The organism is Pseudorhizobium banfieldiae (assembly GCF_000967425.1).
Lineage (GTDB): Bacteria > Pseudomonadota > Alphaproteobacteria > Rhizobiales > Rhizobiaceae > Neorhizobium > Neorhizobium banfieldiae.
Genome location: NZ_FO082820.1, coordinates 1,359,494 through 1,373,666, shown reverse-complemented (window position 1 = coordinate 1,373,666; position 14,173 = coordinate 1,359,494). Strand labels below are relative to the sequence as shown.

Annotated in this window: 20 protein-coding genes; 7 read left to right on the top strand and 13 right to left on the bottom strand. The window is 61.8% G+C overall.

The window, feature by feature from the left end; translation table 11 throughout:
• Window positions 1-78: 78 nt before the first annotated feature.
• The 6 genes from NT26_RS06705 to NT26_RS06675 all read left to right on the top strand — a co-directional run bounded on the left by NT26_RS06705 (window position 79) and on the right by NT26_RS06675 (window position 5,634).
• Window positions 79-570, top strand: a complete 492-nt coding sequence (locus NT26_RS06705) for a transglutaminase-like cysteine peptidase (RefSeq protein ID WP_052638015.1) — start codon at window positions 79-81, stop codon at window positions 568-570.
• Between the two features lie 374 nt (window positions 571-944).
• Window positions 945-1,196 carry a hypothetical protein gene (locus tag NT26_RS06695; RefSeq protein WP_052638013.1) on the top strand — a complete coding sequence of 84 codons (252 nt, stop codon included), beginning with the start codon at window positions 945-947 and terminating at the stop codon, window positions 1,194-1,196.
• Between the two features lie 40 nt (window positions 1,197-1,236).
• Window positions 1,237-2,451, top strand: coding sequence for a hypothetical protein (locus NT26_RS06690; RefSeq protein WP_052638012.1), 1,215 nt, complete (start codon window positions 1,237-1,239; stop codon window positions 2,449-2,451).
• A gap of 56 nt (window positions 2,452-2,507) precedes the next feature.
• Entirely contained in the window at window positions 2,508-3,569 is a 1,062-nt protein-coding gene (locus NT26_RS06685) for a phosphoadenosine phosphosulfate reductase domain-containing protein (protein ID WP_052638011.1), read from the top strand.
• Window positions 3,570-3,601: 32 nt separating this feature from the next.
• Window positions 3,602-5,158, top strand: coding sequence for a DUF4942 domain-containing protein (locus NT26_RS06680; RefSeq protein WP_052638010.1), 1,557 nt, complete (start codon window positions 3,602-3,604; stop codon window positions 5,156-5,158).
• Between the two features lie 26 nt (window positions 5,159-5,184).
• A complete protein-coding gene (locus tag NT26_RS06675; RefSeq protein WP_052638009.1) occupies window positions 5,185-5,634 on the top strand; it encodes a hypothetical protein in 450 nt (149 codons plus the stop codon).
• A gap of 129 nt (window positions 5,635-5,763) precedes the next feature.
• On the opposite strand, the gene NT26_RS06670 is transcribed toward NT26_RS06675, so the two are convergent.
• Genes NT26_RS06670 through NT26_RS06610 form a run of 13 tightly spaced genes read right to left on the bottom strand, consistent with a single transcriptional unit; the run spans window position 5,764 to window position 13,010 of the window.
• The gene (locus NT26_RS06670) at window positions 5,764-6,579 is read right to left on the bottom strand and encodes a hypothetical protein (RefSeq protein WP_052638008.1); all 816 of its coding nucleotides are present in this window, start codon (window positions 6,577-6,579) and stop codon (window positions 5,764-5,766) included.
• Window positions 6,551-6,826, bottom strand: coding sequence for a hypothetical protein (locus NT26_RS06665; protein WP_152338588.1), 276 nt, complete (start codon window positions 6,824-6,826; stop codon window positions 6,551-6,553). The genes NT26_RS06670 and NT26_RS06665 overlap by 29 nt, the downstream gene beginning before the upstream one ends.
• Window positions 6,827-6,849: 23 nt before the next feature.
• Window positions 6,850-7,230 carry a hypothetical protein gene (locus NT26_RS06660; protein ID WP_052638006.1) on the bottom strand — a complete coding sequence of 127 codons (381 nt, stop codon included), beginning with the start codon at window positions 7,228-7,230 and terminating at the stop codon, window positions 6,850-6,852.
• A gap of 10 nt (window positions 7,231-7,240) precedes the next feature.
• Window positions 7,241-8,653: a DnaB-like helicase C-terminal domain-containing protein gene (locus NT26_RS06655; RefSeq protein ID WP_052638005.1), complete on the bottom strand. Its 1,413-nt coding sequence runs from the start codon at window positions 8,651-8,653 to the stop codon at window positions 7,241-7,243.
• Complete coding sequence (locus tag NT26_RS23115; RefSeq protein WP_052638004.1) at window positions 8,619-9,722, bottom strand: CHC2 zinc finger domain-containing protein; 1,104 nt, start codon at window positions 9,720-9,722, stop codon at window positions 8,619-8,621. The genes NT26_RS06655 and NT26_RS23115 overlap by 35 nt, the downstream gene beginning before the upstream one ends.
• Window position 9,723: 1 nt before the next feature.
• On the bottom strand, window positions 9,724-10,050 hold the full coding sequence (locus NT26_RS06645) for a hypothetical protein (protein ID WP_052638003.1): 327 nt from the start codon (window positions 10,048-10,050) through the stop codon (window positions 9,724-9,726).
• A complete protein-coding gene (locus NT26_RS06640; RefSeq protein ID WP_052638002.1) occupies window positions 10,047-10,634 on the bottom strand; it encodes a hypothetical protein in 588 nt (195 codons plus the stop codon). The genes NT26_RS06645 and NT26_RS06640 overlap by 4 nt, the downstream gene beginning before the upstream one ends.
• Window positions 10,631-11,203, bottom strand: a complete 573-nt coding sequence (locus NT26_RS06635; protein WP_244467674.1) for an MT-A70 family methyltransferase — start codon at window positions 11,201-11,203, stop codon at window positions 10,631-10,633. The genes NT26_RS06640 and NT26_RS06635 overlap by 4 nt, the downstream gene beginning before the upstream one ends.
• Complete coding sequence (locus NT26_RS06630; protein ID WP_052638001.1) at window positions 11,200-11,583, bottom strand: HNH endonuclease; 384 nt, start codon at window positions 11,581-11,583, stop codon at window positions 11,200-11,202. The genes NT26_RS06635 and NT26_RS06630 overlap by 4 nt, the downstream gene beginning before the upstream one ends.
• A 12-nt stretch (window positions 11,584-11,595) precedes the next feature.
• Window positions 11,596-11,844, bottom strand: a complete 249-nt coding sequence (locus NT26_RS06625; protein ID WP_052638000.1) for a PI-PLC domain-containing protein — start codon at window positions 11,842-11,844, stop codon at window positions 11,596-11,598.
• 53 nt (window positions 11,845-11,897) lie between these two features.
• Window positions 11,898-12,374 carry a hypothetical protein gene (locus NT26_RS06620; protein ID WP_052637999.1) on the bottom strand — a complete coding sequence of 159 codons (477 nt, stop codon included), beginning with the start codon at window positions 12,372-12,374 and terminating at the stop codon, window positions 11,898-11,900.
• A gap of 10 nt (window positions 12,375-12,384) precedes the next feature.
• Window positions 12,385-12,723 (bottom strand): hypothetical protein, encoded by a 339-nt coding sequence (locus tag NT26_RS06615; RefSeq protein ID WP_052637998.1) that lies wholly within the window; start codon window positions 12,721-12,723, stop codon window positions 12,385-12,387.
• Between the two features lie 14 nt (window positions 12,724-12,737).
• Window positions 12,738-13,010, bottom strand: coding sequence for a helix-turn-helix domain-containing protein (locus NT26_RS06610; protein WP_052637997.1), 273 nt, complete (start codon window positions 13,008-13,010; stop codon window positions 12,738-12,740).
• A gap of 91 nt (window positions 13,011-13,101) precedes the next feature.
• On the opposite strand from NT26_RS06610, the gene NT26_RS22315 reads away from it, so the two are divergent.
• The gene (locus NT26_RS22315) at window positions 13,102-13,800 is read left to right on the top strand and encodes a helix-turn-helix domain-containing protein (RefSeq protein WP_082077647.1); all 699 of its coding nucleotides are present in this window, start codon (window positions 13,102-13,104) and stop codon (window positions 13,798-13,800) included.
• The last annotated feature ends 373 nt before the right edge of the window (window positions 13,801-14,173 follow it).

The following is a 14,173-nucleotide window of genomic DNA, read 5'->3' as shown; positions in this document are numbered from 1 at the left end:
GGCGATCGCAGTGGTCGCCATAATTGTCTACCTCGCGCCCTCTCCTTGAGGGGGTGTCCAACCTTTCGGAGACCCGCCATGAACAGCATGAGATATGGACGCGCCGCCATCGTTCGGTGCGCAGCGATAGGCATCGCAGCCTGGCTTGCGTTCGGCGGCAGCGCCGTCGCTGGACCGCGTGCCTGGTACTACACGTCAGTCTACACGGCGCCTCTCCATGAGGCCGACATCAACCTCGCCAAGCTGGAGGAGGTGAACAAGTCTGTGAACGGCTCCATGGTGTGGGTGGCGGATGGGAAGCTGGACACCTGGACCATCGGCGGACGGCAGGGTGACTGCGACGACTTCGCGGTCACCAAGCTGGACCGCCTGGTGAAAGCCGGTATCCCCGTCACCTCGATGAGGCTCGGCCGCGGGAAAGCGCTCGGCCAGAAGCACATGGTCCTCATCGTGTTCACTACGTCTGGCTGGTACGTCCTCGACAACCTGTCGGATGGCATCTACCGGAACAGGGGGCGCTTCAAGCCGGTCAGCCGGCAGAAGACGCCGACCCCGATCCCGCAGGGGTAGCTGGTATGGACATAATTAACGCAACCAACTTTAAGATAGAGGTGCGCTGCCCTGAGTGCTCGTCCTCGGACGTCGTCATGAACGGGCTCTCCATCATCGGCTGGAGGGTGTCCGTCGACAAGGTGACTTGCCGCTCGTGCGGCTTCGAGCAGGGTGGGTGGCGCAGCGCTTCGCAGCCCAACCCAACTCGGAGACACGACATGCCTATGGACAAGAAGCATCGCGGGCCATGGCGCCCTACCACACGCCTCAAGATGCTGGTGGGGGCCGGGCTCTTTTGCTTGGCCGCATGGTACGGCTTCTACAAACTACTGTTCTAGGGGCGCTGCGGCGCCCCTTTCCATTCCTGCAATGTTCAACAAAGGAGACGGGTGATGACACATCAACCGAAGTGCCATGCGTGCGCCGAACGTCGCCGCTCCCCAACGGGAGGGGCGCGTGGCCTCGTCGTGGCAGTGCAGTGCCATGAGTGCGGCATCCACTACGGCATCCCGGTCAACAAGGCGGCAGAAGCACTGCAGCGGATCCGCGACCGCCTCGACGGCAAGTGGTACGATCCGCACGGCGATCTCGAAAGCGACATCCGCAGCGTCTTTCGCAAGCTGGACGGTGTCGCCGAAAGTTGACCCACCCCACCCTCAATCATGAACCAAGGAGAACACTGAAATGACAGACGATACACGTCAGCGCACCTTCATGTCGCTGGTCGAGGCCTACGGCCAGGAGCCCTCGGTGTACTGGTACGATCAGATCCATAAGCGGTACCTTCAGGACTGCGAGATGGCTGCCTCTCGCGTGCCCCTCATCCCCATCACCGGGCCCGTGGAAGTCTATGCCAATACCCCTCACGAGCGAGTGGTGTCCGGCAACGCACCCAACCCTGCCGTCGGGGTGCGGGTGGAACCTCACGCTGAAGAGGACGACGTTTCTTCCACTGCGAGAGGCGGGAGCAGCACCGGCTACCATCCGGCTCGCGTCGTCACTCACGGCGCATCGAAGGACGGCGGTCTCGTCACCACGAACATCCCTCACCCCGGGTCGGGGTCGACCATCACGGATGCGGCGGTGGAAGCCGGCGCCATTGCGCTGGCCGGCGATGAATGGAGCAGCGTCCATGACAGGCCGCGCTTCCGCGATGAGGCCAGGGCCGTCCTGGAAGCATCTCTCCCAGCAACCCAATCATTCCGGTCTGGATTATCCTCCTTGAGCCGGGGCTGGGTCCGCCAGCTCGTCGCCGAACTGGAGCAGGCCACGCAACATACCGCCCCCCATGAGGGCGTCTATCTGTGGTGGGCCGGCAAGGGGAGACTGCACCTCGACCATGAAGCGATCGCCGCAATCATCGAGGCGATCAAGCCGCTCGTCACTCCACCTCCCGTTCCACATATGTGTGCGAGCGATGGCTGCGAGAAGCCCGCAACCGAGCGCTTCGAAGCAGGTGGCGTTGGGTCCGTTTACTGCGCCGATTGCGCTGCAAAGGTGGCTGCAATCGCCAGCGCTCCCGTGCCGAATGTGGATCTGCCTTACATCTGCGATGCCTGCTCAACCGGCACGGTCAGCGGGTGCCAGTGCCACCCATCACCCCTATCGAGGGAGGGTGGTCCGCCTACCGGCATTGCCCGCGAGGCCTATGGCGTGAAGATCCCCTTCGTCGTCGACTGCCTGCGTCACTACGCGAGGATACTTCGCCACAGCCTGATCGATGCCGCCGGCCACTACTTCCCGACCGACATTGAGGAAGCGGCCGACATGATCGAGGCAGGTGACGTAGCCCTCCTCGAAGCAGCAGAGAAGGTCGTCACCTCCCTCGCCTATACCCCGGAGCGGATTGCCGCGATGGAAGAGATGCGCGCTGTCGTCGCAAAGCTGAAGGAAGAATAAGGGCGGCGCAAAAGCGCCTCCCCCACCCCCTCAATTATGAGCACACGGAGAACACCATGACTGTCTCGGTCACCGACGACATCGTATCCCTCGTTGCCTCGAACGCACCGGTCGCCATCGGTGTGTCGGGCGGTAAGGACAGCCAGGCGGCAGCGATCGCCACCTTCCACTACCTGAATGCCCTCGATCATAAGGGGCCGCGCATCCTGGTCCATGCGGATCTCGGCACCGTCGAGTGGGACGATAGCTTGCGCGTCTGCCAAGAGCTGGCCGACCACCTCGAATGCGATCTCGTTGTCGTCCGACGTAAGGCAGGTGGCCTGATGGAGCGCTGGGAAAGCCGGTGGCTGTCGAGCAAGACGCGCTACGAGACGTTGAGCACCGTCACCCTCGTCCCCTGCTGGTCCACACCGGCCATGCGATTCTGCACCTCCGAACTGAAGACGCACGTCATCATGGCGGATCTGAAATCGAGGTTCAAAGGACAGAAGATCCTCAATGTGATCGGCGTCCGCCGAGAAGAGAGCGCGGCCAGGGCCCGCATGTCGGTGGCCGACAGCGATGCCGGCGGCCAGGTCTGGACGTGGCGCCCGATCATCGAGCTCACCACCGACGATGTCTTCGGGATGATCGATCGCTCCGGCCTCACTCCACACCCGGCGTACCGCGTCCACGGAATGACGCGGGTGTCCTGCCGCTTCTGCATCATGTCGAACATCGCCGACCTCACGGCTGCCACGGCAGTACCGGAAAGCCACGAGCTCTATCGCCGCATGGTCCGCCTCGAGTCCGAGAGTGGCTTTGCATTTCAGGGGTCACGCTGGCTGGGCGACGTCGCTCCTCACCTCCTGACTTCCGACGAACGGGAGGCGCTGCAACTGGCTAAGCATCGAGCCACGCTGCGCAAGGAGATCGAAGGGCAGATCACCAAGCCCATGCTCTACGTCAAGGGCTGGCCCACCCGCATGTTGACGAATGATGAGGCAGAGATCCTCGCCTCCGTCCGAAATCAAGTCACCGAGATCTACGGCTTCACGTCTCACCACCTCACTGTCGACAGCATCCACGAGCGCTATGCGGGGCTACTCGACGAGAAGGCCCGCAAGGAAGCCGCCTGAAACCCGCCGCCCATGGCACCAAGGAGAACATCATGAACGCACTGGTCCCCACCCACACCGTCGAACAGGTCTGCGCCTTCCGCGACGAGGCCATACGCCACTACGAGCTCGCCTTCGAGAAGATTGAGGAGGCTGCCAAGGCCGTCGCCCAAGCCAGCGCGCTTTGGGAAGCCGCTGCACCTGGCAAGCCCGGCGACTGGTCGGACAGCCGTGAAGAGATCAGCCATTTCCACAACGCGGTCAATCTTCCTGACCGCGATCGCTACCTACGCACTGCTCGCCGCTTGATCGACGTCACTGTCTGGACCCACGTCATAGACATGGCCGGCATCGAGCAGCTGATGGACGCGCAAGCGAAGAAAGAGCTGCGGTCGCAGATGAAGTATGTTCCCGAACGCAGAGGTCGGGACGGTGAGATCATCAATCAGGACGAGATCGACCGGATGCTGCCGCCTGTCACCCCGGAGAACATCTACGCTACGCTCGACCGCTTCCAGGGCGACGCCGAGATGATCTTCCGCCGCGGCATCGTCAACGTCTTCACGAAGCTGGACCGAAGGTTCCGCTCACATGACGGGTTCAAGGTCGGCTCTCGCATGATCCTCGATTACATCGTGGATCGTGATGGCTGGTTCAGGAGCTTCGGCGGCAAGGTCGATCTTCTCTACGACGTTGAGCGCACATTCCTGGTCCTCGACGGCAAGCCTGCAAAGGCGAAGTATGCCAGCATCGTTGCCAAGATCGACAGGGAAAGAACGAGCCGCTTCACGCCGCACCAGAGCGAGCATGAGGGAGACTATTTCCGGATCCGCATCTTCAAGAACGGCAATGCCCACCTGTGGTTCACCCGCAAGGATCTCGTCGAGAAGATCAACAAGATCCTGGCCGAGCACTATGGCGAGGTGATCGGCGACGGCATGACGAAGGAAGAGGATCCCCTCAAGAACGTCAAGACGACGCCGGCCCGCTACTTCGGCTTCTACCCGACGCCTGACTCCGCAGCCGACAATCTGATCAGCAAGATCTCTCTCCTTCGGAAGAAGGAGGAGCCGCAGCTGCGCATCCTCGAGCCGTCGGCCGGCACCGGCAACCTCGCCCGTCGCTGCATCACCACCCCTGCCGCCTTCGACAACTGGTCGGGTGGCCGCGATCGCTACATGAACGAGTACCGCTTCGACAATCTCGTCGATTGTATCGAGGTCCAGCCGCACCTGGCACACGAACTTCAAGCGGCCGGCATCTACGGGCGGGTGACCTGCGCTGACTTCCTCAAGGTGCAGCCGGATCCGGCCCGGCTCTATGACCGCATCGTCATGAACCCGCCCTTCGACCGGGAGCGTGACATCGACCATGTCGTCCACGCGCTCGACTTCCTGAAGCCCGACGGTTGCCTCGTCGCCATCATGTCGGCGGGCACGGAGTTTCGGGAGACGAAGAAGTCGATCGCCTTCCGCGAGCTGATGGCCAAGATGAAGGCGGAATGGCAAGACCTCCCGACCGGCTCCTTTGCCGAGGTCGGCACTTACGTTAACACGCTGATGATCAGAGTCTGGAAGGATGGCCGCAAGCAGAACAGCATGCGGTGGTAACCCCGTTGAGTGAAGCAAGGAAAGTCATGAGCAACAAACCCGCATCCCGCCTTATCGCCAAGGCACTCCCCCGCGGCGATCGCTTCGCCGCACAATTCGCCTTGCCTGGCCTCGTCCCGGATCTCGTCCGGGATAGTGGCGGGGTGAAGCTCTTCCCGACTGAGGCGGCAGCCGAGTCCGCTGCCAAGGACGCGGTCATCCGCCTCTTCGACAGCCGCACGGTCGACACCCGCAAGGCTGGTGGCTACGTCCGCCTCACCGGCGCCGAGCTCGCAGTTTTGCTGGACGAGATCAACATCACACCCACCTATTTTGCGGAGATCGTGGGGGTGCCTCAGGCCCGGGTTATGAAATGGTTGGACGGAGAGCAGGACATCCCGCACTCCGTCCACGTAACCGCCAGGCTCATCGCTCACAGCGAGGAGAACTTCCGCATCGCCGAGACCATCACCGAACAATGCCAGGAGAAGACATGAGCACCAACCACTTCCGCATTTGGGTGGCCCGCATGGGCTTTAACCAGAAGCAGGTCAGCAAGGCGGCCGGCGAGATCGGCATCGACAGCGCCACCACCGCCAGCCAAACTTTCACCGGCCGCCGTGAGCTTACGCTCGCCGAGAGGCTGGCAATGTCAGCAGTGCGAGCTGGTTTGCAGCCTTGGACTCCTGACTACGACGACGAACTGATGGCGGGAAAGCAGGAACCCCGTCCGGCCACCGCTGCATGAAATCGTCTTCGGCCATGTAGCCGAGCACGACCCCCGTCCGGTCAAGCGCGTAATGCAAAGCATGCAGGGTCTTCAGCCTTCGCTTTGCCAGGGTCTCGCGCTTCACGGCGCGGGACTCCCTCTCCGGCCCGAGATCGAGCCATTCATCCATGAACACTACCGCCTCCATCATCGGGTAGATCCACGGCTCCGGCATTCCCTTGCGGATCTTGCCGATCAGGTTGATGCAGTCCAGCTGGTAGCCCCTTATGTCGGTCGCCACACCGCCACCGCCGCCCGTCCCCTCCAGCGAGGGAGACTTCAGTCCCTTTACCTGCGCACCATTGACGAGATCGCGGAAGCGCAGCGCCGTGTGGAAGCGCATGCCACCCATGCCGGCGTCGTCACCCTCAAGCTCGAGCTCGCCGCGCGACACCAGATACTCAACAGGACTCGAGCTTGCATTGAGGAAGGTGACGGCGTCGTTCATGTCGAGCATCAGGTGGTGGCTGTTCTCGCCCCGCGGCTTCGGCGCGTCGCCCACGTCGAGCGCGTTCATGACCCGGCTGACGGACTGATACATCCGGGTCCGCATATCCTCCCTCTCCTCGTCCCTGCCGTAGAAGGCCACGAGCGGCAGGACGCCCCGCGGCGCCTCATCGGCACTGGCCTTGGCGCGTTTCAGCCTATCGAGAATGCCCTGTCCGGTTGCCACCGTTGCTACTCCTTGCCTTGCGCTGCTTGCCCTGCAGCGGGATGATCTTCATCGGCACCTTGTCGAGGATCCCGCCGTCGATCGGCTTGCCGTCCTCCCCGAACCTGACCGAAGCCAGCTCGTCCAGTGCCGCTTGCCTCTGCCCGTCCGTCATGGCCGAGCGATTGGCGAAGGGTGACCGGGTGACTATACCCGAGATCTGCTTCGGCCGCTTCAGCAGCACTGCCGCAATCTTCGGCTCGGACATGCCGATCAGCCACAGCACCCATGCTACGTAGACGGTTCCGTCAGCGTGTTTGGTGACTCGTCTCGCTGCTCGCTTGGTTTCCTTGGTCCGCATCTCTGTCTCTGCCCCTTGTATGCCACGGTGATCACCCTGGACTTTCCCTTCTGCCTCAGCACCGGCTTGAAGATTCCCTCCGCCTCGCTCCTCGTTTCCCCTGCCACCTCGCCGTCCCGCACCAGGTGCCCATTAACGTAGCGGCAGAGGTGGGTAAGCAGGGAGCGCAGCGCCTCAACCTCGTTGCCGAAGATGATCGGTCTCCCCCCTTCCTGCAGGATGGGCTTCAGGTCGCCGTCGCCGGCGGTTCTCAGCTTTGCGATATAGCCGCCGGATCTGAGCTGCTCCGTATCGAAATCGAACTGGTTCATGGTCCCCTCCTCACAGATCTGCAGGGTCAAATTCTTCGTCGGGCAGGAACGACGTCTGCGTCGCCATCTGGTCCTTGAAGAGGGTGAGCTTGCCGTCCCAATCGAAGATGTGCCGGTCGCGCGGCGAGCCGAAGCGATCCTTCAGTTTATAGACCTCGATCTTGCCTTCGCTCGTTCTGAGCTTTGCCTGATAATCCTCGGCCGCCTTCCCCTTGTTGGTCATGGGCGGGTTGCGCTTCAGCCAGTCGTTGCGGTTGAAGTTGGCGAGCATGATGTCGGCGTGTTCTTCCAGCGACCCGCCGTAGAAATCCTCCATCTCCGGTTCCGGTTGCTCCTTCTGGCGTGCCGCCTTGGTGAACTGGCAGAGCCCGATGACGGTGCAGTCGAGATCCTTGGCCAGCGCCTTCAGGTCACGCGCGTTTTCATAGGCCCTCTCCACCGGGTCCATGCGCGTCTTGGTCTGCCGCTCGACCAGCTTCAGGTGGTCAACGCAGAGGAGATCGAGGCCGAACTTGCGCTTGTGGGCATAGGCCCGGCTGCGCACCTGCTGGATGGTCATCTTCGACGGCGAGACGATGGTCAGCTTGCGGTCGGCGAAGTGCTTCTGCGCCGCCACCATCGCGTCGATCTGCTGCTCGTCCAAGCCCCGGAGGATGTCGCGCATGGAGACGCCCGTCTGCCCGGCGATCGAGCGTGCTACCAGCGACTTGTTGTCCATCTCCAGCTCGAACAGCGAGGTCGGGTGCACAGTGCTGGAGAACAGCATCTGCTGCATGGCCATCGCCGTCTTGCCGGATCCCGGCGCCCCGCCCCACAGGATCAGCGAGCCTTGCGGGAAGCAGCCGACCATCTTCTCCAGCCCGATGAGGCATGGACGCAGCGCCATGCCCGAGCCTGGGGCCGACGCCGACTCGTAGATCTGCCGGATTGTGCCAGCGACGGTCGACTCGTATTCGATTGCGGCCGACCGTGAGATGTCAGCCAGACGCTCGGCGGCACGGTCGACGATCTGGTCTGGATCGTAGGCGAGATTGCCCGCCGACTTGATCATGTTCTCAGCCAGCGCGATCACCTTTCGGCGCGTGGCGGACGCCCGGAGCTCGAAGGCGTAGTCGCGCAGCGGGATCCCTCCCTCCTCGCGGGAGGCCACATGCAGGAGCATGGATGTGTATGCCTCCGGGTCGTTGCCCCCGCTGAGGCTGCCGATGCGGCCGGCGACGATCGGGACGCGGATGGCCCGCCCATCACAGGCGAGCTCATGGATGATGGCGAAGATCTTCTGGTGGTCCTCGGATCCGAAGAGATCCATGGTGAGGATGTCGCTGACGTGCCAGTAGTTCTCCTCATTGAGGAGGATGCAGCCGAGCACCAGCTGCTCGATCTTGTTGTTACCGATATTGGACTGTGCGGAATCGTTGCTCATCTTTCTTTCTCTGTACCCATACGTCTAGCCAGTCGTCGGGCTCCGGGGATGGGAAGAGGACAGCCTCCACCCCCTCTTTTCTCGCCCGCTCCTGGAGTTGCTTCGCCGCTGCAATGCCCGGCGGATCCATCAGGTCGCCGGTTCGCTTGTTGAGGCGGTGGCGATCGCCATCCGCGTAGATCTCGAGGCGCTTCACGCCTTCCGGGATTTCGAAGTTGATCATTCCTGAGGTGGACAGGGTGGCCCACACCGACGCCTTGCTGCTGGTCAGCAGCGCAACGCCAAGTCCTGTCTCGATGCCTTCGGTGAGCCTCAGGGTCTCGCCGACCGGCCCGAGCCTCACCGCCCCGCCAACGGCAGGGCCCAGCCCGAGCTTCACCTTCTTGCCGTCCGCGTCCTTCAGGACCGTGCCGTCCTGACGCAGGAAGATCCGCCACACGGCGGTGAGCTTCCGATTCCTGGACTGCACCCCGCCGATCAGGGCCGGGTACCGCTCGTCCCCTAGCTTCAGGCCTGGGTGAAACCGAAGGCTCGGCATCCACTCGGTGCCTTCCGGGAAATCCGTGATCTCGATCGAACGGGACCGCAGGTATTCCTCCGCCAGCGTGCCGGCGATCGGCACCGCGCCCTGCCAGATGGACCGCACGGTCTCCGCCTTGCGCTCCTGCTCCCGCTGGTTCTGACGCTCGCGCTGCTGGTCGCGCCTCTGTCGGTCAGCCTCGCGCTTCATGCGCTCGCGCTTTTCGGTGGGCGATTCCTCACGGTCCGGCAGGCCGACGCCAGCGAGCGACGCCACCATCTCGATTGCCCGGGGGAACGAGACGCCATCAAGATCCATGAAGAACCTGAAGTGGTCGCCCGACTGGCCGCAGCCGAAGCAATGGTACCGCCCCTTGCGGTCCTCGCAGTGGAAGGACGGGCGGCTCTCGCCATGAAAGGGGCAGCAGCCCCAATAATCACCCTTCTGAGGTCTGGTCTTCGCCCGGTCCCAGGTTACACGGGTGCCCACCACGTCCGAGATCGAGATCCTGTCCCGCAGGTCGTTGATGAACTGGTCTGAGAACCGCATGCTAAAGCCCCATCTCCTCGAGGAAGGCGTCGAGGCCTTCGGGCTTCTCGTCAGCCGTCAGGTGCTTCTTGATCTCCACCCAGGTGGCGTCGATGCGGCGCCCCCACATACCCATGACCGAGTGGACCTTCTGGAGCTTGAGCTCGTCGGTCGTTTTCATCCGGCGGCGGTCCCACTTGCGGTACTGCCTCCACGCAAACTTGAAATCTTCGCGCAGCTGCTGAGGCAGAGCCTTGAAGCACTTGCCGCAGATCATCTCGTCGGGAAACTTCGCCGCATCGGCCGTGCGTCGGCACTTCGGGTTGATGCAAGGGGTCCGCCCGCTCACAGAAAACTCTCCTGCTGGAACGACCGGCCCTTATCGAAGGCATAGTCGGGCTCGTGGATGATGCGCAGCGCGTCCAGCATGCAGAGCGCTTCGGCTTCGTCCTCCGTGTTGTAGGACCAGCCGTTCTTATCGCAGTAGAGCTTGGCCTGGAGCTTCAGCCACTTGCTCTTCTCGGCCTGCTTCAGCGCCTTCATGTTATCCGGCACCCGCATTTTGCCGTGGGTCTTTGAACGCCACGTCGAGATCGCCATGAGCTCCGGCTCGCGCAGCCCCATAGTGTGGCAGAGCGTTTGCGCATGGGTGGGCCAGCCAGACGAGAACATCACCTGCTGCGCGTCGATCGCCGATTTGCCGTTCTGGCCGTGGTCGACGATGGTCATCAGCTCGATCCCGACCAGAGGATCAGGGAGTCCTGTGAGGGTACGCTTCAGGTAGGTGATGAACTCGGCATAGGCGGCGCCCGGAGATTTCTGGTTGAAACGCCAGGTGCCGTGCCGGATCTTCTCTCCGCCGGCGAGGCAATAGGCAAAACCCATAGTCCTGCCAGGGTCGAACACGAAGTAGCTGCCGGGCGCTGTGCTCATGCTGCCACCTCGGCGTCGAACTTGGTCGCCTCATTGCCGAAGCCGTGCCAGCCAGGGCGGCTCTCTCGGGTGAAGACGTCTGCACGTCGCGCGTGCGGCATTACCCTGTCACAGAGCGTATAGAACTCGTCAGGCTTGCGGCTGTGCTGACGAGCAACCCCGTCGAAAACTGTGTGAGGCACGTAGGACTGCTTGGGATTTCCGAGTGTCCCAACGACGACCATTTCGCCCGTCGAGCGCACGCGGTACCCGGTCCCGACGCGGACCTTCCCTCTAACGGTGGTCTTCCGCCAGACCATGTAGGACTTGTACTCAAACCCCCATGCCTTGACGCAGTCGATAGCGAAGGGGAGCTTCGGGGCCGTGGCCCAAAGGTATAAGAGGCAGTTCATTGACGCGAGCTGCCCGACCGGCAGGCCGAGGATCTGCTCATCGGTCATCAGGTCGTAGTGAGCTTGGGCCGACTTTTCGATGCCCTCATCGCTGTAAAGGTCGAACCCCCACGGCGGGTCGATCACGAGCATCTCATAGTGCAGAGGTAGCAGAGGGTCGAAAAACCAGGCGCTCAACTCTTAATCCCCACGGCTTTGAACACGTTCTTTTCCATTTCCATCAGCGCCCTGTTGATGCGGAGGTCGAACCAGATCATCCGGTAGCGGATGTCCTCGCCCGGCCGTGGGAATGTGATCAGACGCATGAACAGCTTGACCGACATCATCCCCTTGGCCTTGTTGCAGCGCTCGCAGGCGGCGACGATGTTGTTGCGGTGGTCGAGGCCACCAGTCGCTCGGGCTATGACGTGGTCCCGGGTGACGTTCTTGTAGGTGAGGCGGACGAGGCAGTATTTGCACCGCCCGTCCTGCTTCCTCAGCGCCGCCTCGCGATCAGCTTTCGCGAAGGCGGCTTCCAGCTTCCGCTGCTGGTATTGGGTGGCCCGCCCGTGCCTCATGACACATGGCCATCAGCGCTTCGGCGCCTCTCGATCAAAACCCGGGGTCTGCCCGTTATTGAGGATGATCCGGTTGACGTTCGGGACTTCCTCAAGGCGCTGGTCGTCGAACCACTCCGCCTCTGCGCGCTTGGCAGGATCAGCGCTCTTCGGCTGCAGCAGTGTCTGGTTGCAGCCGGTGATGTAATCGACGTGGCCTGTCGCCACGCCCTGAAATCCAGTGATCTTGTCCCTGTAGGTTTTGCCGATACTGTCGTGCATTACACTTCTCCTTGTGGTGGCATTCTCGCCGGGGTGACTGCCTGTTGGCCGGGTCAGTTCGGGCTGACTGCGGCGGCGAGGTCTTTGTTGATGAAGGCGTGGCCGTCGTTCATGCCCTTCTGCCACGACTGGAACTCGGGGCTGCCGGGCTGGTACGGGTTGCTCCCGCTCTTGCGCAGCATGCCGGCGGCCTTGCCTTCTTCGTAGGCGCGGTCTTCCTGCGGCGTGCGGTCCTGGTCGAGCAGGCTCATCTGGCGGCCGAGCTGGTGGCCGAACAGTTTTGCGATGCGGATCTTGTTCTCGAAGTCGGCGATCACCTGGCCGACGTCCTTGTCCTCGAGCGTGAAGGCAAACTCGACATCCTTCTTGGAGAAGCCGAGATCCTTCAGCCGCTTGTAGATTGCACCCATGTCGCCCTTGGTCCCGGCCATGGTCGACTGCAGTTTCTTGAGGTCTGCGAACCCCTTCATGAACTGCTGGTCCTCGTAGAGCTCCTGCTCCGTCTTCTCGTTATGGTCCCTGCTCATCATCTCAACCTCTTCAGACTGGATCGTGCTTGTTGATGCCCAGCCGCCGGCACGCCTCGGCGATCGGGACTCCGCTCTTCAGGAGTTCGAAGTATTGCGGCTCCAGATGAGCCGGGACGTGGAAGCCCCGACGCGCCGCCTTGTAGGATGGGAGATGTTTGCCGATGACGAGCTGGTTAGTGGCGGACTTCTCCGCCTCCTGCTCCCGCAGCTTGGCCAGTCGCCGCGATACCTGGGGATGGTTGATGCCCATCTCCTTGGCGATCGAGCGGTGCGACATGCCCGATTTCACCATCGCCAGGAGAGCCTTGTCGCTCTCCCTGTCCCACTCGAATGGCTTCCCCCTAACCATCCCCTGCCACCGCCTTATTCAGCGGCTTCTGCAGGGTCGGGGCGCCTCATCAGGACATCAGGGACGGGCATTGAGTAACGCTTCGCCAGCTGGTCGATAAGGATGATCTCCGGACCAGTGCACTCCTCCGGACCCTTGTCCTCGATACGCCACATGGTGGCGGAAGAGATCGCAAACCGCTTGGCGAACTTCGCCTGGCTCTCACCCAACACGTTCCGGATGAATTTCACCTGATCGCCGGTGAGCTTAACCTGAAATCCATCATTGACTGGTTCACTGCACGTCATTTAAATTCGCTCCGTTTTGATGTAATTTATACGGAGCGAAGGCAATCGATGTCAATACGCAACGTATCGATTTTGTGAGGAGTAGTACGATATGAAGTCGGAACCTGGAAAGCGGCTGCGCGAAGCCCGCAAGAATGCAGGGTATAAGTCAGCTTCCGTGGCCGCACGGATGCTTGGGTTTAACCCTGTTTCATACACAGCGCATGAAAATGGCGGCCGGGCATTCGATGCCGACAGGGCGAGAGATTATGCCAATGCGTTCGGAGTATCACCTTCGTGGCTTCTCTACGGAGAGGCTGATTCGTCTCAAAATGGGGAAGCAGAGCGCTCTCCCTCTTCAGTAAATCTCCACAAAGAAGAACCTACCGTGTCCTCCGCCGGGAAGAAGGCCTTTCTGGCTTCATTGGATGTGTTTGAGTTGGAGGAGTTTTGGGAGATGCCGGACGTTTTCATCAAGGACAGACTGAGGATAGGGGAGCAGCGTGCCCGCGTCCTAGAAGTACTCGGGGATTCGATGTACGACCCGAACAATCCTACGGCGCCTGGGTCCATGTACCCGGGCGACCGGGCGATCGTCGACCTGGACGACGTACTCCCGACACCGCCTGGTGTCTTTGCTGTCCATGATGGCATCGGGGTCGTTATCCGCATCGTCGAAACAATCCCGCACTCCAAGCCGCCGAAGCTCCGCCTCAGCAGCCGCAATCCGCGGTACGCAACTCACGAGTGCGAGACCCACGAGGCCGGTATCGTCGGGCGGATAAAAGCAAAAGTCTCAATGCTTGTCTGATCTTGGCAGGGGCGCGCGATTTTTTTCCGGGCCCCTGTCTACCTCAACCATGAGGGGTATGAGCAAGGATTTCAGCATCATTGCCTCTCCTCCCTCTACCTCTTCAGCCCCAAGATTTTTCTGTTTTGCTTGATGGAGAGATCATCGTGATGCCCACAAACCAAGAACCCCGCCTTGACGAAAGGCGAGCTTCCTGGAGTGGAAGGGGTATCTTGCCCGACCGAGCCGACCACCGCTTATCCCACAGGTGACGGCGTCCACGTCCGCCTCACCACATCAGCCTCTTTTTCGGGGACGTCCCCGTCGATCAGGGCAGGCTGCCAGCTTTCGCCGCCAGAGACCCTTTGAGCCAGATCGAATCCCGTTCTTGCTC

Bases quoted from the DNA above. Each gene is read 5' to 3' on its own strand.
- NT26_RS06660 (WP_052638006.1), bottom strand. From the start codon at position 7,230: ATGAACCAGTTCGATTTCGATACGGAGCAGCTCAGATCCGGCGGCTAT.
- NT26_RS06665 (WP_152338588.1), bottom strand. From the start codon at position 6,826: ATGTCCGAGCCGAAGATTGCGGCAGTGCTGCTGAAGCGGCCGAAGCAG.
- NT26_RS06695 (WP_052638013.1), top strand. From the start codon at position 945: ATGACACATCAACCGAAGTGCCATGCGTGCGCCGAACGTCGCCGCTCC.
- NT26_RS06640 (WP_052638002.1), bottom strand. From the start codon at position 10,634: ATGAGCACAGCGCCCGGCAGCTACTTCGTGTTCGACCCTGGCAGGACT.
- NT26_RS06620 (WP_052637999.1), bottom strand. From the start codon at position 12,374: ATGATGAGCAGGGACCATAACGAGAAGACGGAGCAGGAGCTCTACGAG.
- NT26_RS06675 (WP_052638009.1), top strand. From the start codon at position 5,185: ATGAGCAACAAACCCGCATCCCGCCTTATCGCCAAGGCACTCCCCCGC.
- NT26_RS06685 (WP_052638011.1), top strand. From the start codon at position 2,508: ATGACTGTCTCGGTCACCGACGACATCGTATCCCTCGTTGCCTCGAAC.
- NT26_RS06610 (WP_052637997.1), bottom strand. From the start codon at position 13,010: ATGACGTGCAGTGAACCAGTCAATGATGGATTTCAGGTTAAGCTCACC.
- NT26_RS06705 (WP_052638015.1), top strand. From the start codon at position 79: ATGAACAGCATGAGATATGGACGCGCCGCCATCGTTCGGTGCGCAGCG.
- NT26_RS06630 (WP_052638001.1), bottom strand. From the start codon at position 11,583: ATGAGGCACGGGCGGGCCACCCAATACCAGCAGCGGAAGCTGGAAGCC.
- NT26_RS06615 (WP_052637998.1), bottom strand. From the start codon at position 12,723: ATGGTTAGGGGGAAGCCATTCGAGTGGGACAGGGAGAGCGACAAGGCT.
- NT26_RS06625 (WP_052638000.1), bottom strand. From the start codon at position 11,844: ATGCACGACAGTATCGGCAAAACCTACAGGGACAAGATCACTGGATTT.
- NT26_RS06655 (WP_052638005.1), bottom strand. From the start codon at position 8,653: ATGAGCAACGATTCCGCACAGTCCAATATCGGTAACAACAAGATCGAG.
- NT26_RS22315 (WP_082077647.1), top strand. From the start codon at position 13,102: ATGAAGTCGGAACCTGGAAAGCGGCTGCGCGAAGCCCGCAAGAATGCA.
- NT26_RS06690 (WP_052638012.1), top strand. From the start codon at position 1,237: ATGACAGACGATACACGTCAGCGCACCTTCATGTCGCTGGTCGAGGCC.
- NT26_RS06680 (WP_052638010.1), top strand. From the start codon at position 3,602: ATGAACGCACTGGTCCCCACCCACACCGTCGAACAGGTCTGCGCCTTC.
- NT26_RS23115 (WP_052638004.1), bottom strand. From the start codon at position 9,722: ATGCGGTTCTCAGACCAGTTCATCAACGACCTGCGGGACAGGATCTCG.